The sequence below is a fragment of the Burkholderia stabilis genome (assembly GCF_001742165.1).
Taxonomy (GTDB): Bacteria; Pseudomonadota; Gammaproteobacteria; order Burkholderiales; family Burkholderiaceae; genus Burkholderia; species Burkholderia stabilis.
Genome location: NZ_CP016443.1, coordinates 2,993,328 through 3,015,273, shown reverse-complemented (window position 1 = coordinate 3,015,273; position 21,946 = coordinate 2,993,328). Strand labels below are relative to the sequence as shown.

Sequence of the window (21,946 nt, the reverse complement as noted above, 5' to 3'; positions counted from 1 at the left end):
GCCGCCGTGCGCGTTCCGGCCACTCCAGCTCCGCCATGACCGCCCCGCTCCCTATCCGGCTGCCGCCGTTCCTGCGCAACGCACTGCGCCCGCTGCTCGACCCGTACCGCCGCTACCGGCACGCGAAGCTGATCCATGCGGCGCGCGTCGCGCTCGCGATCCTCGTGTCGATCGCGCTGTCCACCGGCCTGCGCGTGCCGCACGGCGAATGGTCGACGATCACCGTGCTGATCGTCGTCGGCGGGCTGCAGCATCACGGCAACATCCGCAAGAAGGCGGCCGAGCGCGCGCTCGGCACGTCGATCGGCGCGCTCGCGGGGCTCGGGCTGATCCTGCTGTATTCCGTCGTGCACGCGCCGCTCGCGATCTACCTGCTGATGGCGCTCGCGTGCGGCTTCTGCGCGTATCACGCGATCGGCAAGGCCGGCTACATCGCGCTGCTGTCGGCGATCACGATGGTGATCGTCGCCGGGCACGGCGACAACGAGATCGTCGACGGCCTGTGGCGCGCGGTAAACGTGCTGACCGGCATCGCGATCGCGCTGGCGTTCTCGTTCGCGCTGCCGCTCTATGCGACCTACTCGTGGCGCTACAAGCTCGCCGACGCGCTGCGCGCGTGCGCGGCCGTGCATGCACGGCTCGCGGGCGACCGTCACGTGAGCGACGACGCGCACCTGAAGGAAATGGCCGCGCTGAGCGCGCTGCTCGTGCAGTTGCGTTCGCTGATGCCGTCGGTGTCGAAGGAATGCGAGACGTCGATGACGCAGCTCGAGGCGATCCAGCGCAGCCTGCGCCTGTGCATCGGCTACCTGGAGATCCTGTCGAGCGCGGTGCCGGCCCGCGACGACGTGGCGGCCCGCGAATACATGCGCGTCGACATGAAGGCCGTGAACCGGCGTATCCGCGACACGCTCGTCGGCGCGAGCCGCGCGCTCAAGTTCGGCACGCCGGGCCGGCTCGCGCCGCGCCGCCGGCCGGCCGACCCGCCGCACGACGCGCCGCCGCCGCAGTTGTCGGGGTACGTGTCGATCACGGCCAAGCTGGCCGGCGAAGTCGATCAGTTGCGCGAGAAGCTGCTCGATACCGCGCGGTCGTGGAATATCTGAGGCTCGCGGGATTTCACGCTTCTCGCGCCAATCTTTCAAATAACTTTCGTCGCAACAGGCCGGCATCCCGGCGGTAGCGGCCCCGCTCTCCGGCCGATCCGGCCCTGGAAACAGGATCCGCGACAGCGCTCGTCGGCCCCCGTTTCGACCGCCGTCCAGCACCGATTCGCGCTGCGTTCTCCGCCTGGTTAACCGCCCTTCAGCCCCGCCGCAACAGGCCGGACGACGGTTCCGCGCGAAAATCAGCCCTTGCCCCAACCTCCCGGACAGCCGATACTCGCATATTCCGCGAAATACGATCCCACCGGACCCAATCCACGGTAATTCCTATGAGCACGATTCTCGAAAGCCTCCCGACCGGCCAGAAGGTCGGTATCGCCTTCTCCGGCGGCCTGGACACCAGCGCCGCGCTGCACTGGATGAAACTGAAGGGCGCCGTCCCGTACGCATACACGGCGAACCTCGGCCAACCCGACGAAGACGATTACGACGCGATCCCGAAGCGTGCGATCGAATACGGCGCAGCAGGCGCCCGCCTGATCGACTGCCGCGCGCAGCTCGTCGCCGAAGGCATCGCCGCGCTGCAAAGCGGCGCGTTCCACATCACGACCGCCGGCGTCACGTACTTCAACACGACGCCGATCGGCCGCGCCGTGACGGGCACGATGCTCGTCGCCGCGATGAAGGAAGACGGCGTCAACATCTGGGGCGACGGCAGCACGTACAAGGGCAACGACATCGAGCGCTTCTACCGCTACGGCCTGCTCGTGAACCCGGATCTGAAGATCTACAAGCCGTGGCTCGACCAGACGTTCATCGACGAGCTCGGCGGCCGCGCTGAAATGTCCGAGTTCATGAACCAGGCAGGCTTCGCGTACAAGATGTCGGCCGAAAAGGCCTACTCGACCGATTCGAACCTGCTCGGCGCGACGCACGAAGCGAAGGATCTCGAAAGCCTCGAAAGCGGCATCAAGATCGTGAACCCGATCATGGGCGTCGCGTTCTGGCGCGACGACGTGAAGATCGCCGCGGAAGAAGTGACGGTGCGCTTCGAAGCCGGCCAGCCGGTCGCGCTGAATGGCGTCGAGTTCAGCGATCCGGTCGAGCTGCTGCTGGAAGCGAACCGCATCGGCGGCCGTCACGGCCTCGGCATGAGCGACCAGATCGAGAACCGGATCATCGAGGCGAAGAGCCGCGGCATCTACGAAGCCCCGGGCCTCGCGCTGCTGTACATCGCGTACGAGCGTCTCGTCACCGGCATCCACAACGAAGACACGATCGAGCAGTACCGCGAGAACGGCCGCCGCCTCGGCCGCCTGCTGTACCAGGGCCGCTGGTTCGACCCGCAAGCGATCATGCTGCGCGAAACGGCCCAGCGCTGGGTCGCGCGCGCGATCACCGGCGAAGTGAAGATCGAACTGCGCCGCGGCAACGACTACTCGATCCTGAGCACGAAGTCGCCGAACCTCACGTACCAGCCGGAACGCCTGTCGATGGAGAAGGTGGCGTCGACGTTCTCGCCGCGCGACCGGATCGGCCAGCTGACGATGCGCAACCTCGACATCACCGATACGCGCGACAAGCTGCGCGTGTATTCGCAAGTCGGCCTGCTGACGCCGGGCGAAACTTCGGCGCTGCCGCAGATCAAGGGCGACGACAAGTAAGTCGCGTCGCTCGACGCCGTGCCGCATCGCTGAATGCGGCACGGCCGGGCAGGCCGCACGCGCGGCCTGCCTCTCTCCTTCCCCCCGCCCGTTTCGTTTTCCCCGCAATCGCACCACGTCGCATGACGCGCCGACGGCACTGCAACGCCGCACCGATCATGGCAAGCTGCGAGTCGTCCGGTTCCTGCACGCCCTCATGATTCCACTCACCGTCATCCACCTGAACGGCCCGATCAACAGCGGCAAGACGACGATCGGTCTTGCGCTCGCGCGCGTGCTGGCCGATGCGCGCTTCATCGACGGCGACGATCACGATGCGCCCGACGACGCCCCGTTCGACGTGCAGTGGGCAATCGCGCTGGAGCGGCTCGTCACGCAGATCACCGATGCGCGCGAGCGTCATCTCGTCATCGCCTATCCGATCGGCGAAGCGGAATTCGCGCGGCTGCGCGCCGCCTGCGATGCACGCAATGCGCGGCTGTTCGTCGCGACGCTCGCGCCGCCCGAACACGTCGCGGCATCCGATCGCGGCTCGCGCGCACTTACGGACTGGGAGCGCAGCCGGATCGCCGAGATGTATCGCGAAGGTTATGCGTCGCGGCCGTTCAGCCAGATGGTGATCGATACGTCCGACGCGACGCCCGACGCATGCGCGGCACGCATCGCGCGGCACGTCGCGGCGACGGAGTCGTAACGCACACGCCGGCCTCGAGCCGATACGAGATCCGGCGCGCCACGACACGGCAACGGATCGCGGCATCGTCTTGCTCGATAAGGAAAACGTTTACTCTTTGATCCCTTCTTGCTAGCATCATTTCCGGTCGGTCGACGCATCAACCCGGAAAGCCGATCGAAAGCATCAAAAATCCCGCATCTAAGACGCAATTTTCCAGCCGTCGAAACATACCTGCTTTCTGTATTTTGGAGTGCTTTCTGCGGGCACACGATTGCCTTCCGGTAATCGTTGCCAAAAAAAGAAAACGTTATCCACAACGTGGCGCCCAGCCACGGACCATCAGAGAGAGACACCATGAAGAACACGATCATCCCGTGCGTCGTCGCCGTTCTGTCCGCTGCCTTCCTGTCCGCCTGCGGTGGTGACGACCCGGCCAGCCCGGCCGCCGTCGCCAACCAGCAGGCCACGGCGATGGCGCTCAGTCCGTCCAGCCCGCCCGGCTCGAACTTCAACCTCGCGCCGTTCACACTGCAACTGCCGACCGGCTCGTCGGGCAACGTCGACACGGTGAGCGGTTCGTCGCTCGCGGGCGGCTACGTGAACCCGACGTATTTCTATACGGACAGCGGCGACGGCTCGATGGTGATGATGGACCCGACGCAGGGCTGGACGACGTCCGGCTCGCTGCATCCGCGCACGGAACTGCGCGAGAACGCGATCTGGCCGACGTCCGGCACCAACCGGCTGAATGCGACGGTAGCCGTCACGCAAGTGCCCGGACACACGACGATCGGCCAGATCTTCCAGGGCAGCGGCCCGAGCAAGCCGCTGTGCGAGCTGCAGTTCACGTCGGGCGGCGTCGTGCAACTGCTGCTCGAAAGCACCAACCAGGGCGGCAAGTCGACGACCACGCCGATCACGACGGTCGGCGTCGGCAAGAAGTTCAGCTATACGCTGGGCCTGAGCGGCACGACGATCACCGTCACCGCGAACGGCACGACCAAGACTTTCACGATGGATTCGAGCTTCGACGGCGAGCACTTCTACTTCAAGGCCGGCGACTACGACCAGACGGCCGTGTCCGGCACGCCGCTGACGACGCCCGGCACCGTCGTGAAGTTCTATGCGCTGACGCTGACGCACAGCTGATCGCACGTGGCCGTGCAATGAAGCACTGCGCCGGGCAAGCACGCGATGCGCGCCTGCCCGGCGTGTCGGCATGAACGCCGGGCCTACGGGTGATGCCGTACGCCCGTCACCGCTTCGTCGCTCGCCCCCTTGCGGCTCAACATCAGCGTGACGACCGCCGACACCGCGAGCGTCCCGGCCACCACGTAGAGCCCCGCCGCATACCCGCCCGTCACGTGCTTCAGCCAGCCGATCGCGAACGGCCCGACGAATCCGCCGAGATTGCCGATCGAGTTGATCATCGCGATCCCCGCCGCCGCGCCGGCGCCGGACAGGAACGCGCTCGGCATCGCCCACAGCGGCGCCTTCGCGGCGCTGATCCCGATGTTGACGACGACCAGCGCGAGCACGGTCAGCAGCGCGGTGCTCGCCTGCCCCGCGAACACGAAGCCGATGCAGGCGAGCACGCACGGAATCACGACGTGCCACGTGCGCTCGCCGGTGCGATCCGAATGCCGCGCCCACGCGATCATCGCGACGACGGCGGCGATGCTCGGGATGCCGGTCAGCAAGCCCGTCTGCAACGCGGTGAAGCCGAACTGCTTGACCATCAGCGGCGCCCACAGGCCGAGCGTGTACAACCCCGCCGACGTGCCGAAGTAGATCAGCGCGAGCGCCAGCACGCGCGGGTCGCGCAGCGCCTGCCACGCGCCGGCCGTGTGCCCGGCATGCGTGTGCCGCGCGTCGGCTTCGGTTTTCAGCTTCGCGATCAGCCAGTCGCGCTCGTCGGGCCCCAGCCACGCGGCCTTCGACGGCGAATCGGTCAGGCACTTCAGCACGACGAAACCGAGCACGACCGCCGGCAGCGCTTCGACGACGTACAGCATCTGCCAGTCGGCAAGACCGAACATCGGCGGCATCTGCATGATCGCGCCCGACAGCGGCGAGCCGATCGCGGTCGAGATCGGCGCGGCCGCCATGAACCACGCGGCCGCCACCGCGCGCTGCTTCGCGGGAAACCACAGGCTCAGGTACAGGATGATGCCGGGGAAGAACCCGGCTTCGGCCATGCCGAGCAGGAAGCGCAGCACATAGAAGCTCGTCGGCCCGGCCGCGAACGCGGACACCGCCGACACGATGCCCCACGTAATCATCACGCGCGCGATCCAGATGCGCGCGCCGACGCGGTGCAGGATCAGGTTGGACGGCACTTCGAACAGGAAGTAGCCGATGAAGAACAGGCCGCCGCCGAACCCGAACGCGGTCGGCGACAGGCCGATCGCCTTGTTCATCGTCATCGCGGCGAAGCCGACGTTGACGCGATCGAGAAAGCTGACGAAGTAAAGCAGCATCACGAACGGAATGATGCGCCACATCAGTTTCCGCGCGACGCGGGTTTCCAGATCCGTTTGCATGTGTCTCCTCCTTCGAGGTCGAGCCGTGCTCTGTCTGTGAATGCTCGCCGGCGCCGCCACGAAGCGGCCGGCCGGCGCCCGGCTCGCGTCGGATGCGCGAGTCGCGGGCAGGAAATTCCGGTGTGACGAAGCGGGTTGCGCGCACGCGCCGCCGCTACGTCGCGGCGTGCTTGTGCATCGCTGCGGCGAGTCAGGCCGCGACCGCCGCGTTCGCGACGCGCTCGCAGACGGCCGCCGTCACCTGCGCGGTCGTCGCGCTGCCGCCGAGATCGCGCGTGTGCAGCGACGGGTCGGCCGTGACGGCCTCGATCGCCTGCATCACGCGCGCGGCGGCGTCCGTTTCGCCGAGATGCTCGAGCAGCATCACGACCGACCAGAACGTACCGACCGGATTCGCGAGCCCCTTGCCCATGATGTCGAACGCGGAGCCGTGGATCGGCTCGAACATCGACGGATAACGGCGCTCGGGATCGATGTTGCCGGTCGGCGCGATGCCGAGGCTGCCGGCGAGCGCGGCGGCGAGATCGCTGAGGATGTCCGCGTGCAGGTTGGTCGCGACGATCGTGTCGAGCGACGCCGGGCGGTTAACCATGCGCGCGGTCGCCGCGTCGACGAGTTCCTTGTCCCACGTCACGTCGGGGAATTCCTGCGCGATCTGCTTCGCGATCTCGTCCCACATCACCATCGCGTGCCGCTGCGCGTTGCTTTTCGTGATGACGGTCAGCAGCTTGCGCGGACGCGACTGCGCGAGCCGGAACGCAAAGCGCATGATGCGTTCGACGCCGGCGCGCGTGAGGATCGACACGTCGGTCGCGGCCTCGATCGGATGGCCCTGATGCACACGGCCGCCGACGCCCGCGTATTCGCCCTCGGAGTTCTCGCGGACGATGACCCAGTTCAGGTCGTCCGGCCCGCAACGCTTCAGCGGCGCGTCGATGCCGGGCAGGATGCGCGTCGGGCGCACGTTCGCGTACTGGTCGAAGCCCTGGCAGATCTTCAGGCGCAGCCCCCACAGCGTCACGTGGTCGGGCACGTCGGGGTCGCCCGCCGAGCCGAACAGGATCGCGTCCTTGCCGCGCAGCGCGTCGAGCCCGTCGGCCGGCATCATCGCGCCATGCTGGCGGTAGTAATCGGCGCCCCAGTCGAAATCCTCGAACTCGAACGCAAAGCGGTCGCTGCCGCGGGCCAGCGCTTCCAGCACCTGCTTGGCCGCAGGCACCACTTCCTTGCCGATGCCGTCGCCGGGAATCGTTGCGATACGGTAGGTCTTCATGCTGACTTCCTCGATTGATCGTGAGCGTGAGCGCACTTTACCGAACCGGGAGTGTAGAAACCTGGGCTATACTCAAAGCATCTTTAACTTTAATTCACGAATCCCGTCATGACGGATACCGTCCAGCCGGCCGATCTCGGCTTCTTCTCGACGCTGGCCGCGTCGGGCAGCCTGAGCGCGGCCGCGCGCGAACTAGGGTTGACCGCGGCGGCCGTCAGCAAGCGGCTCACGCAGATGGAGCGGCGCGCGGGCGTGACGCTCGTCAACCGCACGACGCGGCGGATGATGCTGACGCCCGAAGGCGACGTGTATCTCGACTACGCGCGCCGGATCCTCGATCAGATGGACGAGCTGGGCGAACTGCTCGGCAGCGCGAAGCAGCGCCCGAAGGGGCTGCTGCGCGTGAACGCGACACTCGGTTTCGGGCGCAGCCACGTCGGCCCCGCGATCTCGCGCTTCGTCGCGCGTTATCCGGAGGTGTCCGTGCAACTGCAGCTGTCGGTGATGCCGCCGCCGCTCACCGACGATGCGTTCGACGTATGCATCCGCTTCGGCGAGCCGCCCGACACGCGCGTCGTCGCGCGGCGGCTCGCGCCAAACCGCCGGCTGCTGTGCGCTGCGCCCGCGTATCTCGCGCAGCACGGGACGCCCGGCACGCCGCACGACCTGACGCGGCACAACTGCATCGGCATCCGCCAGGGCGACGAGGGCTACGGCGTGTGGCGGCTGACGAGCGGCCGCGGCGCGGCGCGCAACACGGAAGCCGTGCGGATCAACGGCAACCTGACGACGAACGACGGCGAGATCGCCGTGAAGTGGGCGCTCGACGGGCACGGCATCCTGATGCGCGCGGAATGGGATCTGCGCGACTATCTCGCCGACGGCCGCCTCGTCGTCGTGCTGCCCGACCATGAAACGCCGAGCGCGGATATTTATGCGGTGTACGCGCAGCGGCATCAGATGTCCGCGCGGATTCGCGCGTTCGTCGATTTTCTGGCGGACGAGTTGGGGCGGTTACGGGCGGTGTAGGGAAAACAGTACGGATCGCGCAAGCCACCGTCTCCGCGTGCGTCCGGCACGGACAACGCGCGGCGGCGGAATCGCTCCACACTTGACCACGCTTCGCTCCGGATACGCGCGGGCTGGTCCCGGCCAGGCTGGTATCGAAAAGCAAATATCCTGGTGATACACGGCAAACAATCGCCAGAATATTTACATCGCGAGGCACCGGATTTCGCTTTGCGACGCGGCTCGCACTGCCTGCCCGCGAGCAGGAGCACATGGCCGACGCGTTCCATCTCGCGAACGATTGATTGCCCTGCGTTCAGCGCGCCTCGTTCACGCCATCGCCACCTGACTGCCCTCGCGATCATTCATCTCGACGGCTTCCGGCACCGGCGGTCGCACCATCGCCCCCGCCGCGACCACGCCCTCCCGGTCCTGCGCGAACCGCTCCGCCATCCAGTCGACGAACGCCCTCACGCCCGGCGACACATGCGGACGCTTCACGTAGACGGCCGACACGGCAATCGCACCGGGCCGCCATTGCGGCAGCACTTCGCGCAACAGCCCCGCGTCGATCAGCGGCTGCGCGGCGACGCGCGGCGGCTGGATCAGCCCGAGGCCGTGCACGCCGCACGCGAGGTACGCGTGTTCGTCGTCCACGCTGACGATGCCGTCGAGCCGCGCCTTGCGCACCGCGCCGTCCGCGACGAATTCGAGTTCGGCCGTGCGCTGGCCGGTAACGGACGCGCCGCCGACCGCGCGATGCGCGCCGAGATCATCGGGCGTGCGCGGGACGCCGTGGCGGCCGAGATATGCGGGGCTCGCGCACGTCACGCGCTCGAGCGCGCCCAGCCGGCGCGCGACGAGCGACGAATCGGGCAGCTCGCCCAGCCGGATGCCGCAGTCGACCGCATCGCCGACCATGTCGGCCGCGCGCCCGGACACGCCGAGCATCAGCACGAGATCGGGATGGCGCGCATGAAACTCGCCGAGCGCCGGCAGCACGATCGCACCCGCGACCGATCCCGGCACTTCGACGCGCAGCGGCCCGCTCGGATTCAGCGCGGCGCCGCGAATGCTGGCTTCGAGCTCGTCGACGTCCGCCGTGATGCGCAGGCAGCGCCGGTAATACGCGTCGCCTTCCGGCGTCGCACGCAGCGCGCGCGTCGTGCGCACCAGCAGCGGCATGCCGAGCGCCGCTTCGAGCTCCTGCACGGTCCGCGTCGCGGTCGCGCGCGAAATGCCGAGCGCCTGCGCCGCGCGCGTAAAGCTGTTCATTTCGACGATGCGCGCGAAGATGCGCATCGCACGGATCGGATTGTCCACCGAGCCCCCTGCGTGGTTGCAGCATGCCGCGGCGCGCCTTCGCGCGCCGTGCCTGCGTGTCGAGGAAAGCCGCGCCGCCGGCGCGGCGGCCGGGTCAGCCGTTCACGGCCACAGCGCCGCGCGCCGGCTCGTCGAGCAGCCGCTGCGCCAGCGCGAGCGCGTCGTCGCGGGTCGCCGCCGCGTTCAGCGGATAGCCCCAGACCTTCTCGAACGCGCCCGAAAATGCGTCGAGCGCCGCGCGCCGTTGCGTATCGGGCTCGATCGCGATCATCGCGGGAATCCACTCGCGCGACTGCGCGCGGTTGGCCTTGCTCCATTTCGCGAGCTGCTTGCGCAGCTCGTGATCGTCGGCGCCGCGATCGTCGCCGGACGGCGCGTCGTCGGTCAGAAGAACGAAGCGTTCGCGGCGCGCCAGCAGCGCGTCGAGTTCGGCAAGCAAGCGGGCGGGATCGGTGTGCGGCAAACGGGCGTAACGCAACCAGACAAACGGGAATTCAGTCGTGATGATCTGCATGTCGACCTCCAGATGAGAACGATTCTCATTTTATGGATCGAGGCCAACTGCGTCATTTCGCATCCCGGCCAACCGCTTTTTCAATCCGGCCAAACGCACGCGCGCGCTCAGCGTTGCCGGTCGGTCAGGAATTGCGTCGGCGACTTGCCGGTCGCCTTGCGGAACATCGTCACGAAGCTGCTCGCGCTCTCGTAGCCGAGATCGATCGCGATCTGGTGCACGCGGCGGCCGGTCGTCAGCATCCGCAGCGACAGCGCGACGTGCAGCCGCCGGCGCCAGTCGCCGAGGCTCATCCCGAGCTCCTTCGTCGCGAGCCGCGTCAGGCTGCGCTCGCTGACGCCCGCGTACCGCGCGAGTTCGGGCAGCGGCGACTTGTCGGCCGGATCGTCGAGCAGGTGGTCGATCAGCTTGCGCAACCGGCGATCGGCCGGCATCGGCAGGTACAGATCCTCGACCGGCGCCGCGACGAGTTCGTCGAGCAGCGTCGCCATCAGCCGCCCTTGCGGCCCGTCGACGTCGTACAGGTTCGGGAAACTCGCCGCCTTCAGCAGCAGCTCGCGCAACAGCGGCGACACCGACAGCGTGCAGCAGCGGGCGGGCAGGTCGAGCGCCGCATCGGGTTCGACCAGCACTCCGTAGAAGGTCGCGTCGGCCGAGCCGCGCGCCGCATGCGGGACGCCGCCGGGAATCCACACCGTGCATTGCGGCGGTGCGCTCCATACGCCGCCGTCGATCTCGCAATAGATGACGCCGCTGCGCGTATAGAGCAGTTGCGCCTGGCGATGGCTGTGCCGCTCCAGCCGCCGCTCGGGCTCGACGACCGAGCCGCCGAACACGACGAGCGGACGCGGCACGTGATAGACGTCGGCGTCCGCGGCGGGATCGGTGACCGGTGGGAAGTTGTGCATGGCGCGGTAGGCGGTAACGGAAGCAGGACGCCGTGCCCGCGCGTCCTTTGGTGCTTATACCAGAAAGGCGCCGGTGCGACCGGGCGGCCGGCGCCGCACCCGGGCGGCGTCTGCGGCCGCGCGCCGAACCGAATACAATGCCCCGATCCCCCGCCGCTGCGCCCACCTGCCGGAGCCGCCATGTTCGACCTGACCACGCTGACCACCTTCACCGCCGTCGTCCTCGGCCTGTTCCTGATTCCCGGCCCCGCCGTGCTGCTCGTGCTGAGCCGCACCGTGCAGGGCGGCCGCAAGACCGGCATCCTGACCGGCCTCGGCGTCGCGAGCGGCGACTTCGTGCACACGCTGTTCGCGGCCGTCGGGCTGTCGGCGCTGCTGATGACGTCGGCGCTCGCGTTCACCGTCGTGAAGCTGGTCGGTGCCGCGTACCTGCTCTATCTCGGCGTGCGCGCGCTGCTGGACAAGCCGTCCGATCCGTCGTTGCCGAAAGTGTCGCCGGTCACGCCGCTCACGGCGTACCTGCAGGCGATTCCCGCCGAAGTGCTGAATCCGAAGACCGCGCTGTTCTTCCTCGCGTTCATGCCGCAGTTCGTGCATCCGGAGCGCGGCTCGACGTTCGTGCAGTTCGCGGTGCTCGGGCTGATCTTCGTCGTGCTCAGCTCGCTCTACACGACGCTGATCGCGTGCTCGATCCGCCCGCTCGGCCGCATCGTGAAGCGGCTCACGTGGCTCACGCGCTGGCAGGGCAAGATCATCGGCTCGATCTTCATCGCGCTCGGGCTGCGCGTGGCCGTGCAGCAGCGCTGACGCGTGCAACGGGCGCGGAGATCATCGCGATCTGCCGCGCCTGAGTGCATCAGCCCGCGACGGGCAGCGTATCGACCGCATACGCATGGCGGATCGTGCGACCCAGCACCGGATCTTCCAGCTCGACCTCGAAGCGCTCGGCCGGCCGGATACCGCCGATCGCCGCGAGCGTGCCGCACAGCATCGCGGTGCCGTCGACGAAGCGGCCGTCGTGGCGCGCGAACTGCGCGAGCAGATCGTCCGGCGCGCGCATCGCGGTCACCTTGCCTTCCTGATACAACACGCGCTCGCCGCCGATCGTCGCATACGCGCGCAGCACGAGCTGATCCCAGTGGCCGGCCACGTCGTCGAACTTCCACAGCGTGTTCGCGCACGGCTTGCCGCACATCTGCTTCGACACGGTGATCCCGTAAGTCTCGACTTCGCGGTCGGTGTGGTCCGACGCGATGCCGACGAAGGTCTCGCCGCCGTCGCGCACCAGCACGAATTCCGCTTCGCCGCTGCTCTGCCCGCCCGACACCTGGATCGCAGGCGACGGATCGAGGCGATCGGCCGCAACGCGATAGAACACGGGCGTCGCCGCCGGGCGCTTCACGCCGAGTTCCTCCAGCTCGCGGATGTGCTTCTCCATGGCGACCGTGTCGCGGCCGGTCCAGCCCGCGATCACGAGCGTGTCGATCGCGATCGCGCGCTCGGTGCGGCCGTCGCGACCGTCGATCGCGAACGTGATGGTTTTCATCGAATGCTCCTCGTGGCAGGCAGCGCGCGATGTGCGGCGCTGCCCGCGATATGTCGTGAAGGGGCCGGGCTCAGGCCGGGTCGTAGTAGTGGATCTCGAGCAGCACGCAGCCGCCGTTCGACTTGAACGGGCCGTGCCACGCGCCGGGCGGACGCACCGCATACGTGTAGCCCTTGAACGGCGTGCCGCCGTTGCCGTGCTCGTCGTTGCCGACGGTCAGGTCGCCTTCGACCAGAAACACCTCTTCCCAGTAGTCGTGCACGAACGGCTTCTTCGTGTGCAGCCCGGCCGGCAGGCGCAGCAATCGCGTGCGGCTGCCGCGCTTGCGCTCGGTGTCGAGCGCGCCGGACAGGATCAGTTCCTGCGCGCCGGATGCCGGGTCATAGCCTTCCGGCAGTTGCCAGTCGCGCTGCATGTCCAGCGTATGGAATTCGTCGTGAAGCTTGTTGATGGCCATCTGTCTCTCCTGGTTGCGATAGCGGGTGAAGTCGGGCGCGGCGTATCACGCGGCGCGCGGCGTCGACAGTTCCTGATTCAGCGAATAGCTGCCGAGCATCGAATCGACCAGATGCGATGCGCGCTGCCAGTCGTACGTGCGGTACGCATGGCCTTTCGTGACGAACGACGCGCCGGCGTAGAACAGCTCGTACTGGTTGTGGCGCGATGCGAACTCGGAGCCGACCGCGTCCCATGCGAGCTTGAAGAACTTCACGCGCTCCTCCGACGAACACACCGGCGACTTCTGCGTCTTCTCGATGATGCGCAGCAGGTCGGGGTTCTCGAAATCGCGCACGCTGGACGGCAGCATGATCATTCCGCCGCCGGCAAGCTCGCGCAGCGTGTTGAGCACCTTCGAATAAAGCTGCTGCGTGACGACCTGCGAGCCGTACAGCATGTTGCGATCCGGCACGTAGAAGCCGTTGACGATCGTGCCCTTCGCTTCCATCCCGTAGACCCACGCCTCGACCATCGACGCTTCGGCTGCGAGCTGACCCAGCGTCTCGCGCACCTGCGGGAACGCGTTCGTGCCGTTGACTTCCGAGATCTTCAGGCCGAGCCCGACGAGGAAGCGCAGCTTCGTCATCAGGCGCACCTGGCATTGATAGTTCTGGTACACGTGCGCAGGCGTCGCATGGAACTGCTTTGCGCACATCGCCGTGTTGCCGGCGACGAAGATCCGCTCCCACGGCACCTTCACGTCGTCGAAATACAGCACCGCGTCGTTCTCGTCGAAGCGGCTCGACAGCGGGTTGTCGAACACCGACGTCGCGTTCGCCTCATACGACTTGCGCGACATGATCTTCATGCCCTTCGCGTTCATCGGCACCGCGAACGACAGCGCATACATCTCGTCGCCTTCGCGCAACGGCTGAATACAGCTGCAGAACACCTCGTTCGCCATGATCCCGCTCGTCGCGAGCATCTTCGCGCCGCGCACCGTGATGCCTTCGGCATCCTGATCGACGATGCCGACCGCGAGGTACTTGTCTTCCTGCTCGTGCGCGGCCTTCGACTGGTTCGCCTGCGGATTCACGATCACGTAGGTCAGGAACAAATCGTTGTCGCGCGCATAGCGGAAGTAGTCGCGCAACGCACCCGCGCGGGCCGGATCGTATTGCTCGAACACGTCGGCGCCCATATACATGCCGGCCAGGCACGACGCGACGTGGTCGGGCGAGCGGCCCATGAAGCCGTAATGCAGCTCCGACCATGCTTCCAGCGCGGCACGGCGCTCGACGAGTTCGTCGTAGGACGTCGGCAATTGCCAGATCCGGCTGACGCGGTTGCCCGAATCGGGCGACACGAACGTCATCTTCTCCACGTTCTCGTCACGCGCCTGGTAGTCGTACAGGCTCGCGTAGCTGCGGATCGAATTGCGGAATGCCGCGTGCGCGGTCACGTCGCCGACCGGCTGGCCGTCGAGATAGACTTGCCGCCCGTCACGCAGCGACGCGATGTGCTGAGTCCCGTTCTTGATCATGATGTCCTCCTGGGTGGAATGAATCGTGGGTTGCGTTCATGCGGACGGCGCGTGCACGCCGTCGAGCGTGCGGTAGCGGCCGCCGAAGAAGATCAGCGGACGCCCTTCCGAGCGCGCGCGGTGCCGCGTCACGCGGCCGACGAAGATCACGTGGTCGCCGCCGTCGTATTGCGCATAGGGTTCGCATTCGAACGTCGCGAGCGCGTCCGGCAGCAGTACCGCGCCGTCGTCGTCCGTCGCGCCGGTGCGCCAGCCCCACTTGTCGCCGTTCGCCTTTGCGAAGCAGTTCGACAGGTGCTGCTGCGTCTCGTCGAGCACGTTGACCGCGTAGCCGCCCGCACCGGCCAGGTCGCCGAGGCTCAGGCTGCGGCGGTCGACCGAGAACAGGATCAGCGGCGGGTCCAGCGACACCGAATTGAACGACGCGACCGTGATGCCCACCGGCATCCCCTGCTTCCGCGGTGCGGTAATCACCGCGACGCCCGTCGCAAACATCGACAGCGCGGTGCGAAAGCGCCGCTGCTCGTCGGCGCCCGCAACGGTTCCGGCCTGGTTTTCGCTCATCTCGTCCTCCTTGGGTTGCGTCTCCGGTTCCGCTGCGGAATCCGGCCCAACAAAGCACCGTTATTTAGCTTTGTTATTTAGCTTTTATTAAATGTAAACACAAAGTCCGGTTCAAGCTGTCGTAAACCCTGATCTTGAAAGCTTTGTTTAAAAGACAACCATACTGGCGGGATGGATGTTGCGTGACGCTCGCGAATGTCCACGTACACTGCGACCACCGTATTCCCCGGGCTTTCGCGCACCGCGAGAGACACCGCTTTCCGGAGCCTTTTCGATGCAATCCCGTCCGATCTACATGGACTACAGCGCGACGACGCCCGTCGATCCGCGCGTGGTCGACAAAATGGTGCCGTTCCTGCATGAGCAATTCGGCAACCCTGCTTCGCGCAGCCACGCGTACGGCTGGGAGGCCGAGCAGGCCGTGGAGGAAGCGCGCGCGCACGTCGCCGCGCTGCTCGGCGCCGATCCGCGCGAGATCGTGTGGACCTCCGGCGCGACCGAAGGCAACAACCTCGCGATCAAGGGCGCCGCGCACTTCTATCAAGGCAAGGGCAAGCACCTCGTCACGGTGAAGACCGAGCACAAGGCCGTGCTCGATACCTGCCGCGAACTCGAACGCCAGGGCTTCGACGTCACGTATCTCGACGTGCGGGAAGACGGCCTGCTCGATCTCGACGCGGTGCGGCAGGCGCTGCGCGCCGACACGATTCTCGTGTCGGTGATGCTGGCGAACAACGAGACGGGCGTGATCCAGCCGGTGGCCGAGATCGGCGCGCTGTGCCGCGCGCGCGGCATCGTGTTTCACTGCGATGCGGTGCAGGCGGCCGGCAAGATTCCGGTCGACGTGAACGCGTTGAATGTCGACCTGCTGACGGTGACCGCGCACAAGGTCTACGGCCCGAAGGGGATCGGCGCGCTGTACGTGCGCCGCAAGCCGCGCGTGCGCATCGAAGCGCAGATGCACGGCGGCGGCCATGAACGCGGGATGCGCTCGGGTACGCTGCCGACGCACCAGATCGTCGGGATGGGCGAAGCGTTCAGGCTCGCGAAGGAAGAGATGGAGGAAGAAAGCCGCCGCGTTGGCGCGTTGCGCGACCGGCTGCTGGCCGGCCTGTCGACGCTCGACGAGGTTTACGTGAACGGCGACCTTACGCGCCGGATTCCGCACAACCTGAACGTCAGCTTCAATTTCGTCGAAGGCGAATCGCTGATCATGGGGATCAAGGGCGTCGCTGTGTCGTCAGGCTCCGCGTGCACGTCGGCGTCGCTGGAGCCGTCGTACGTGCTGCGCGCGCTCGGCCGCAGCGACGAGCTCGCGCACAGCTCGATCCGCTTCACGCTCGGCCGGTTCACGACCGAGGCCGAAGTCGACAGCGTGATCGCGCAGGTGCGCGACACGGTCGGCAAGCTGCGCGAGCTGAGCCCGCTGTGGGACATGCATCTGGAAGGGGTCGACCTGAATACGATCGAGTGGGCCGCGCACTGAGCGTGGCCGAGGCGGCCGAAGCGCGTCAGCCTTTTTCCTGGCGCGCGATCATGTGTGCGAGATCGAGCGTCGCGCGATCGCCGTTGGTGACGAGGCGGTCGATCACCGAGCACAGCGCCTTGAATTCGGTTTTCGTCACGCCTTCGAACAGCACGTTGTTGATGCGCTGCTGCGTTTCGGCGAGCGCTTTCAGCAGCTTGGAGCCGGCCGTCGTGACCGTGAGCCGCATCTTGCGCTTGTCGTCGGGGTCCGAACGCTTGTCGATCAGGCCCAGCTTCTTCAGCTTGCCGGTCTCGATCGTGACGAATGCGCCGCTCAGGTGCAGGTGATCGGCGAGGCGGTTGACGGTCACGACGTCGTCATGCGACAGATGCGCGACCGATACGAGCAGCGAATACTGGATGCCGGTGAGGCCGACCAGCGAGCCGAAGCCGTCACGCACCGACAGCAGCCGGGCCGCGAACGGCAGCAGCCCGTTGATCAGGTGCCGGAATTCCGTGTCCGTGCCGTCGATCAGGCAGGCCGGGTTGGTAATGGTCAGAACGAACTCCTCTTGCTGCTTGGCCATGACGTCGACGCTCCGTGCAGTCATGCGAATTTAGCTTTGAAACGAAATTATACGGCAAAGGCACATGCGCCCCCGGCTGCGCCGGCGTGTCGTATATGACCCGATCACCCGATACAGGAGGCTCACCCGTGCCCTTCCCGCTCGATCCCGCGCAGGTTCGCGCGCTGCTCGAATGCTATCTGCGCGCCAAGGACCTGAACCGGCCCGCGCTGATCGCCGACTGCTTCGCGGCCGATGCCGAGCTGAGCTTCTCGCTCGCGAACGACGATATCGATTTCCCGCCGCGCGTAACGGGCGCGGCGGCCATTGCGAGCACGCTCGTCGAGGAATTCGGCGAGCGGTTCGAGCGATGCCGCACCTATTACGTCTGCGTAGAACCGGCCGTCGATGAGCACGGTATCAGTGCGATGCCGTGGCTCGTCGTGATGCGACAGAAGGACAGCGGCGCACTGCGGATCGGCCACGGCACGTACCGCTGGCAGTTCGCACCCGATAGCGTGGGCGTCACGCGGATCGCCGCGCTGCACATTCATATCACGCGGATGGATACGATCGACGATCCGGACGCAACGAAGCTCGATGCGCTGCATGCGGCGTTCGGATATCCGTGGCTGCCGGCGCGCGCGTTTGCGCGCGGGCTGGCGGATGTCGCGGCCGAGCAGCCGGGCTGGGCATTCCTGGCGCCGTTCCGGCAGGCGGCGGCATCGGCGGCCGATTGAAACACGACCGGAACACGTCGCTGCATTACGTGCGGGCCAGGAGTCGATCGACCGTCATCACGCGCGGATCGTCGATCGTCAGAACCTCGCCGTAATAAGCGATCGTTGCCCGGTCGTCGAGCAACAGCGGAATCGAGACGCGCCCGAGCAGCGTGCGTTCGACCGCTTCGCCAAACGTGAATCCGCACAGATACACGCCGTCGACCACACAATTGGTCGAGAACACACGGCCCTGCGCATCGACGTAAAACTCGGCGTACCCGAGATCGTCTTCGGCGAAACCGATCATCGTCGTCCCGAGCGCCTGCTCCCACGCGTCGATCTGGCGATCCTTGCGCGCCAGCGCATGAAATGCGAGCCCCATTCGCGCACAGGTTTGTCCACTGGAATCGGGCAGATCCGCGCCCACGATCAGCCCGCCGAATTCGCGCAGGATGGCGTCCCCTGGATGTTCGCCATCACCGGACGACGAACGGCGACCGTTATCGCCACGCCAACCGGCATCGACGAACAGCGATTTGACCGACGAAGGAATCACGACCACAACCACCCTCCTGAAGTTTTAGCGCACGATACCGTACTCGCCCGTCACCGCACCGCATCGAGCACGCCCCTCACCCCGTCCCAATCCAGCCCGAACCGCGCGAGATACTTGCGCAGCCGGTCCGCATCGTTTGGCTGCTTCTTGCTCTGCCGCGATACCGCGAACAGCGCGCGCCCGGCTTCCGACAGGCTCGCCGACACGCGGCATACGTCGAGCACGCGTTCGAGCTGCGCGCGATCGAACAGGTCGAGTTCCGCCGCGCGCTCGCCGAACACCGCGTCGACGCACGCGTCCGACGCACCCGCACCGCCCGGCAACGACCACGTGCGCGTCAGCCGGTCGACTTCCTGTTCGGCCAGCTCTTCAGTAATCCGGCCCGCATCGGCGAGCGTCGCCATCCGCGTGACCGATGCCGACAGCTCGCGGAAATTGCCGGCCCACGCGGCGCGCGGCGACGCCGCGAACGCAAGATAGCGCCGCTTCGCCTCGACGTTGAAGCGCACCTGCTCGCCCTGCTCGCGACCGAAACGGTCGAGTTCGAATTCGAGGTTCGGCTCGATGTCCTCGCGGCGTTCGGCCAGCCCCGGCAGTTCGTAGGTCCACAGGTTGATCCGCGCGTAGAGATCCTCGCGGAACGTGCCGGCCGCCACCATCTGCCGCAGGTCGCGGTGCGTGCCCGCGATCAGTTCGAAATCGCTGGCCACCTCGACGTCCGCGCCGACCGGCAGGAAACGCTTTTCTTCGATCGCCTTCAGCAGCATCGCCTGCTCGTCGAGCCCGAGTTCGCCGATCTCGTCGAGAAACAACAGGCCGCCGTCCGCCGCGCGCAACAACCCGGCACGCGCCGCCTGCGCACCCGTGAACGCGCCCTTCACGTGACCGAACAGCGTCGACATCGCCGCGTCGCCGCGCAGCGTCGCGCAGTTGATCTCGATGAACGGCCCGGCGAGCCGATGGCGGCCGCGCTTCAGCTCGTACACGCGTTTCGCGAGAAACGACTTGCCGGCGCCCGTCGGCCCGACCAGCAGCATCGGCGCGCGCGAGCGCACGGCCACGCGCTCGAGTTGCTCGATCAGCGCATTGAAGCGCGCATTGCGCGTCGCGATGCCGGCCTTCAGGAACGACACAGTTTCGTCGCGCTCGCGCGTGAAGCGCTTCGCGATCCGGTTGTAGCGCGACAGGTCCAGGTCGATCACCGACACCGTGCCCGGCCCGCTCGGCCCCTCGTCGGTCCGCTGCGGCGGCCCCGTCTGCACGAGACGCGCGGGCAGGTAGCGCGCTTCCGCCAGCAGGAACCAGCAGATCTGCGCGACGTGCGTGCCGGTCGTGATGTGGATCAGGTAATCCTCGTGTTCGAGGTCGAACGGATACGCGCGCGCGTAGTCGTGCAGCGTTGCGTAGACCTCCTCGAAATCCCACGGATCGTGGATCGTGACCGGCGTGAGCCGCACGTCGACATGCGGCGACAGGTGCGCGAGATCGTCGCGCACCTGATTGGCGAGACGCGTGTAGCTCGCGGGATGCAGCAGTTCGAGCCGGTCGATCGTCAGCTCCGGCTGCACACACAGCGAAATCGTCGGGCGCCATCTGCTGTAACGGCGCGGCGCGCGGCCGCCCTGGTCGAGCACGGTGCCGAGAAAACCGATGGCTACGGTCTTGCGCATTTTTTATCTCATGGGATAAGAAGCGATCCGATTGTATCGGATTTTCATGATGACCCGGCACGCACCGGGCACGCGGAAATCAACACGCCACAAACAATTCCCCTTTACTTTCAATGAATTGAGAAATTCTTCGAGTGCAACCACGCCCGCTGGCATGCTCCTCGCTAAATAGAAAGCGCCGGATGTCCCGCTGGCCCGCGAGCCAGGGTTCACAAAGCCCTGCTGGTGCGCCGCCGCCGAACCTCGTTCGTCGCGGCAGCGCATGCCGCCATGGACAGATGAAGGCAAAAGGGGCGCGCGAGGCATGCCACGTCCGGGTTCGAATCCCGGGGCGCCCACTGTTCGGTAGCTCAACAGGTAGAGCAGCCGGCGAAAGCCGGTGTGTGGCGGGTTCGAATCCCGTCCGAACGCTGTCCGCAAGGACAGCATCGTCATAAAAGCAGTACCCGCCGGTGCGGGCCGACAGGCCCGCCGCGCGTCGGACCGGTTGCGGTGCCGCGCGATCGGCCGGACGGCCGCACGGCCCGCGCGAATGCGCACGACGACGCGATGCAGGATGCGTCGCCGTGTGCGTCGACGCCGGGCCGGCGCGCCGCCCGCCCGGTTGCGCCGCGCCACGATCCGCACGATGCGCGTCACCCGGCGGTCATCGAAGAAAAGGACAAGAATATGTGGAAGCGTCATGTAGTGAAAAAGAACGAACGCGCGCTGCTGATGAGCGAGGGCGATTTCGTGAAGGTGCTGGAACCGGGCGTGTTCAAGGCCTTCGATCCGTTCAAGCGCCTGTCGGTGCAGACCGCGCGCCTCGACGCGCCGCTCGCCGACGCCGCGCTGGCCGACTATCTGCGCCACGATGCGCAGGACGTGCTCGAGCAGCACTTCGTCGCGATGGATCTCGCCGACGACGAAGCGGGCCTGCGCTATGAGGACGACGTGCTCGTCGAGATCCTGGCGCCGGGTACGCGCCGGCTGTACTGGCACGGCCTGACCGCGCACCGTCTCGAACGCGTCGATCTCGCGGAGAACAGCATGCTGCCGGCCGCGCTCGTGAAGCGCATCGCGCAACCGGCGCTGCGTGCGCGCGGCGTGGCGGGCCTGACGGGCGTGCTGGTGGCACAGGTGCCGGCGTACCACGTCGGCGTGCTGAAGATCGACGGCAAGATCGAGCGGCTGCTGGACGCGGGCGTGTCGGCGTTCTGGCGCTTCAACCGCGACGTTGCGGTCGAACTCGTCGACCTGCGCGTGCAGGCGATCGAAGTCGGCGGACAGGAAATCCTGACGCGCGACAAGGTCGCACTGCGGTTGAACCTGTCGGCGACGTGGTGCTATGCGGACGTGCTGCATGCGTTCGGCCAGTTGCAGAAGCCGGTCGAGCACCTGTATCGCGAGCTGCAGTTCGCACTGCGGTCGGCGGTCGGCACGCGCTCGCTCGACGAGCTGCTGGAGGACAAGCAGTCGCTCGACGAGGTCGTGATCGCGCAGGTGCGTGCACGCCTCGACAATTCGGGCGTGGACGTGCGCAGCGTCGGCGTGAAGGATATCGTGCTGCCGGGCGACATGAAGACGATCCTCGCGCAGGTGGTCGAGGCGGAAAAATCCGCGCAGGCGAACGTGATCCGCCGCCGTGAGGAAACCGCGGCCACGCGTTCGCTGCTGAACACCGCGAAGGTGATGGAAGAAAACCCGACCGCGCTGCGGCTCAAGGAGCTGGAAACGCTCGAGCGCGTCGCGGAACGGATCGACCGCATCTCCGTGTTCGGCGGTCTCGACCAGGTGCTGAACGGACTCGTCAGCATCAAGGGCGCCTGACGGGCGCAACGGCGCGGCACAGGTGTGCCGCGCCGTATGAATGAAGGAAT

At 66.9% G+C, this 21,946-nt stretch carries 21 protein-coding genes and 1 tRNA gene; 10 read left to right on the top strand and 12 right to left on the bottom strand.

Annotation, left to right across the window (positions count from 1 at the left end; genetic code table 11):
* The first annotated feature begins 35 nt into the window (after positions 1 to 35).
* From BBJ41_RS31340 to BBJ41_RS31325, 4 genes are all read left to right on the top strand, one after another.
* Positions 36 to 1,106, top strand: a complete 1,071-nt coding sequence (locus tag BBJ41_RS31340; protein WP_069750034.1) for an FUSC family protein — start codon at positions 36 to 38, stop codon at positions 1,104 to 1,106.
* 329 nt (positions 1,107 to 1,435) lie between these two features.
* Positions 1,436 to 2,770, top strand: coding sequence for an argininosuccinate synthase (gene argG / locus BBJ41_RS31335; RefSeq protein WP_011355992.1), 1,335 nt, complete (start codon positions 1,436 to 1,438; stop codon positions 2,768 to 2,770).
* A 196-nt stretch (positions 2,771 to 2,966) separates the two neighbouring features.
* Positions 2,967 to 3,464 carry a shikimate kinase gene (locus tag BBJ41_RS31330; protein WP_069750033.1) on the top strand — a complete coding sequence of 166 codons (498 nt, stop codon included), beginning with the start codon at positions 2,967 to 2,969 and terminating at the stop codon, positions 3,462 to 3,464.
* A gap of 336 nt (positions 3,465 to 3,800) precedes the next feature.
* Positions 3,801 to 4,595 (top strand): polysaccharide lyase family 7 protein, encoded by a 795-nt coding sequence (locus BBJ41_RS31325; RefSeq protein WP_083282027.1) that lies wholly within the window; start codon positions 3,801 to 3,803, stop codon positions 4,593 to 4,595.
* Positions 4,596 to 4,678: 83 nt separating this feature from the next.
* Here the strand turns inward: BBJ41_RS31325 and BBJ41_RS31320 are convergent, their stop codons facing one another.
* Both BBJ41_RS31320 and BBJ41_RS31315 read right to left on the bottom strand, forming a co-directional pair.
* Complete coding sequence (locus tag BBJ41_RS31320; RefSeq protein WP_069750032.1) at positions 4,679 to 5,989, bottom strand: MFS transporter; 1,311 nt, start codon at positions 5,987 to 5,989, stop codon at positions 4,679 to 4,681.
* 190 nt (positions 5,990 to 6,179) lie between these two features.
* Complete coding sequence (locus tag BBJ41_RS31315; protein WP_069750031.1) at positions 6,180 to 7,262, bottom strand: tartrate dehydrogenase; 1,083 nt, start codon at positions 7,260 to 7,262, stop codon at positions 6,180 to 6,182.
* Positions 7,263 to 7,370: 108 nt separating this feature from the next.
* Here BBJ41_RS31315 and BBJ41_RS31310 point away from each other — a divergent pair, with 108 nt between their 5' ends.
* Positions 7,371 to 8,291 carry a LysR substrate-binding domain-containing protein gene (locus BBJ41_RS31310; RefSeq protein ID WP_069750030.1) on the top strand — a complete coding sequence of 307 codons (921 nt, stop codon included), beginning with the start codon at positions 7,371 to 7,373 and terminating at the stop codon, positions 8,289 to 8,291.
* Between the two features lie 309 nt (positions 8,292 to 8,600).
* Here the strand turns inward: BBJ41_RS31310 and BBJ41_RS31305 are convergent, their stop codons facing one another.
* The 3 genes from BBJ41_RS31305 to BBJ41_RS31295 form a co-directional block, all read right to left on the bottom strand.
* Positions 8,601 to 9,593, bottom strand: a complete 993-nt coding sequence (locus tag BBJ41_RS31305) for a LysR family transcriptional regulator (RefSeq protein WP_069750029.1) — start codon at positions 9,591 to 9,593, stop codon at positions 8,601 to 8,603.
* 94 nt (positions 9,594 to 9,687) lie between these two features.
* Entirely contained in the window at positions 9,688 to 10,107 is a 420-nt protein-coding gene (locus tag BBJ41_RS31300) for an ATP--cob(I)alamin adenosyltransferase (RefSeq protein WP_069750028.1), read from the bottom strand.
* Between the two features lie 107 nt (positions 10,108 to 10,214).
* Complete coding sequence (locus tag BBJ41_RS31295) at positions 10,215 to 11,015, bottom strand: AraC family transcriptional regulator (RefSeq protein ID WP_069750027.1); 801 nt, start codon at positions 11,013 to 11,015, stop codon at positions 10,215 to 10,217.
* A gap of 180 nt (positions 11,016 to 11,195) precedes the next feature.
* Between BBJ41_RS31295 and BBJ41_RS31290 the strand changes: the two genes are divergently transcribed.
* Positions 11,196 to 11,822, top strand: a complete 627-nt coding sequence (locus tag BBJ41_RS31290; RefSeq protein ID WP_069750026.1) for a LysE family translocator — start codon at positions 11,196 to 11,198, stop codon at positions 11,820 to 11,822.
* 49 nt (positions 11,823 to 11,871) lie between these two features.
* On the opposite strand, the gene BBJ41_RS31285 is transcribed toward BBJ41_RS31290, so the two are convergent.
* The 4 genes from BBJ41_RS31285 to BBJ41_RS31270 all read right to left on the bottom strand — a co-directional run bounded on the left by BBJ41_RS31285 (position 11,872) and on the right by BBJ41_RS31270 (position 15,106).
* A complete protein-coding gene (locus BBJ41_RS31285) occupies positions 11,872 to 12,561 on the bottom strand; it encodes a DUF2848 domain-containing protein (RefSeq protein WP_069750025.1) in 690 nt (229 codons plus the stop codon).
* A gap of 70 nt (positions 12,562 to 12,631) precedes the next feature.
* Positions 12,632 to 13,018, bottom strand: a complete 387-nt coding sequence (locus BBJ41_RS31280; RefSeq protein WP_048022440.1) for a hypothetical protein — start codon at positions 13,016 to 13,018, stop codon at positions 12,632 to 12,634.
* A gap of 45 nt (positions 13,019 to 13,063) precedes the next feature.
* Complete coding sequence (locus BBJ41_RS31275) at positions 13,064 to 14,542, bottom strand: 4-hydroxyphenylacetate 3-hydroxylase family protein (protein ID WP_069750024.1); 1,479 nt, start codon at positions 14,540 to 14,542, stop codon at positions 13,064 to 13,066.
* Positions 14,543 to 14,578: 36 nt separating this feature from the next.
* A complete protein-coding gene (locus BBJ41_RS31270) occupies positions 14,579 to 15,106 on the bottom strand; it encodes a flavin reductase family protein (protein ID WP_069750023.1) in 528 nt (175 codons plus the stop codon).
* Positions 15,107 to 15,380: 274 nt separating this feature from the next.
* Here BBJ41_RS31270 and BBJ41_RS31265 point away from each other — a divergent pair, with 274 nt between their 5' ends.
* Positions 15,381 to 16,592 (top strand): IscS subfamily cysteine desulfurase, encoded by a 1,212-nt coding sequence (locus BBJ41_RS31265; protein WP_069750022.1) that lies wholly within the window; start codon positions 15,381 to 15,383, stop codon positions 16,590 to 16,592.
* 25 nt (positions 16,593 to 16,617) lie between these two features.
* Here the strand turns inward: BBJ41_RS31265 and BBJ41_RS31260 are convergent, their stop codons facing one another.
* The gene (locus BBJ41_RS31260; protein ID WP_069750457.1) at positions 16,618 to 17,160 is read right to left on the bottom strand and encodes a MarR family winged helix-turn-helix transcriptional regulator; all 543 of its coding nucleotides are present in this window, start codon (positions 17,158 to 17,160) and stop codon (positions 16,618 to 16,620) included.
* 128 nt (positions 17,161 to 17,288) lie between these two features.
* Here BBJ41_RS31260 and BBJ41_RS31255 point away from each other — a divergent pair, with 128 nt between their 5' ends.
* Complete coding sequence (locus tag BBJ41_RS31255) at positions 17,289 to 17,879, top strand: nuclear transport factor 2 family protein (RefSeq protein ID WP_069750021.1); 591 nt, start codon at positions 17,289 to 17,291, stop codon at positions 17,877 to 17,879.
* A gap of 25 nt (positions 17,880 to 17,904) precedes the next feature.
* On the opposite strand, the gene BBJ41_RS31250 is transcribed toward BBJ41_RS31255, so the two are convergent.
* Positions 17,905 to 18,423 (bottom strand): SUKH-3 domain-containing protein, encoded by a 519-nt coding sequence (locus tag BBJ41_RS31250; protein WP_069750020.1) that lies wholly within the window; start codon positions 18,421 to 18,423, stop codon positions 17,905 to 17,907.
* Positions 18,424 to 18,467: 44 nt separating this feature from the next.
* Complete coding sequence (gene rtcR / locus BBJ41_RS31245) at positions 18,468 to 20,087, bottom strand: RNA repair transcriptional activator RtcR (protein WP_069750019.1); 1,620 nt, start codon at positions 20,085 to 20,087, stop codon at positions 18,468 to 18,470.
* Positions 20,088 to 20,426: 339 nt separating this feature from the next.
* Here rtcR and BBJ41_RS31240 point away from each other — a divergent pair.
* Positions 20,427 to 20,498 (top strand) — tRNA-Phe (locus tag BBJ41_RS31240).
* Positions 20,499 to 20,756: 258 nt separating this feature from the next.
* Positions 20,757 to 21,896 carry a slipin family protein gene (locus BBJ41_RS31235; RefSeq protein WP_069750456.1) on the top strand — a complete coding sequence of 380 codons (1,140 nt, stop codon included), beginning with the start codon at positions 20,757 to 20,759 and terminating at the stop codon, positions 21,894 to 21,896.
* The last annotated feature ends 50 nt before the right edge of the window (positions 21,897 to 21,946 follow it).